General features: G+C 54.1%; 1 protein-coding gene. It reads left to right on the forward strand.

The features are described 5' to 3' along the window. Positions 1–84: 84 nt before the first annotated feature. The coding region (locus C4S74_RS26885) for a hypothetical protein (protein ID WP_219819081.1) at positions 85–1,228 on the forward strand (1,144 nt) is incomplete at its 3' end.

Below are 1,228 nucleotides of genomic sequence, written 5' to 3' on the forward strand. Positions count from 1 at the left end.
CGCAACTCGGGCACTACGAAAGCTCTTTATGGAGTCAGCTACTTCAACGGCACGTTTGTGGCGGTAGGGGCAAGTGGAACGATCTTGACCTCCAGCGATGGTATGAGCTGGATGCCCCGCACGTCGAGCACCACGTATGATCTTCGTACAGTCAGTTACGGCAACGGCTCGTTTGTGGCGGTGGGGCAAAATGGAACGATCTTGATCTCCAGCGACGGAACGAACTGGACGGGCCGGACATCGAGCACCACGCAATTTCTTTATGCCGTCAGCTACTTCAACGGCAACTATATAGTAGTGGGGGCAGTTGGAACGATATTGACTTCCAGTGACGGAGTGAACTGGACACCCCGCACGTCGAACACTACGAATGGCCTATATGGTGTCAGCTACTTCAACGGCAAGTATGTGGTGGTGGGGCAAAGTGGAACGATCTTGGCCTCCAGTGACGGAGTGAACTGGACGCCCCGCACGTCGAACACCACGAATGGACTAAATAGTATCGCCTACAACAACGTCATATATGTGGCGGTGGGGTTAAATGGAACGATCATTACCTCCAGTGATGGCGTGAGCTGGACGGCCCGCACGTCGGGTACCACGAACCATTTTACTGGCATCAGCTACGTTAACGGTACGTTTGTGGCGTCGGGTAATAGTGGAACGATCTTGACCTCGAGTGACGGAGTGAGCTGGACGGGCTCTCTGTCGGCGGCTACTACGAATCTTATTAACGACGTCATCTACGCCAACGGCACATATCTGGCGGTGGATTCTAATGGCAGAATCTTGACCTCGAGTGACGGAGCGAGCTGGACGAATCGCACGTCGGGTACTCCGTTTCCTCTATACGGTGTCATCTACGGCAATGGCACGTATGTGGCAGTGGGGTATGGTGGCAGGATCTATACCTCCAGTGACGGAGCGAGCTGGACAAGCCAAACGTCGGGCACCGGGAATAATCTGTATAGTGTCAGCTACGTCAACGGCATGTATGTAGCGGTGGGGGGAAGTGGAACGATATTAACCTCCAGTGATGGAGTTAGTTGGACGAGTAGTACGTCGGGTACTGCGGATGATCTATGGAACATTACTTACGTCAACGGCATGTATATGGTGGCGGGAGCACGTGGGACGATCTTGACCTCCAATAACGGAGCGAGTTGGACGAGCCAGGCGTCCAGCACCACGAGTATTCTTTACGGCAGCAGCTACGGCAACGGCACGT

The sequence above is a fragment of the Paenibacillus sp. UNC499MF genome, assembly GCF_900107975.1.
Classification (GTDB): domain Bacteria; phylum Bacillota; class Bacilli; order Paenibacillales; family NBRC-103111; genus Paenibacillus_F.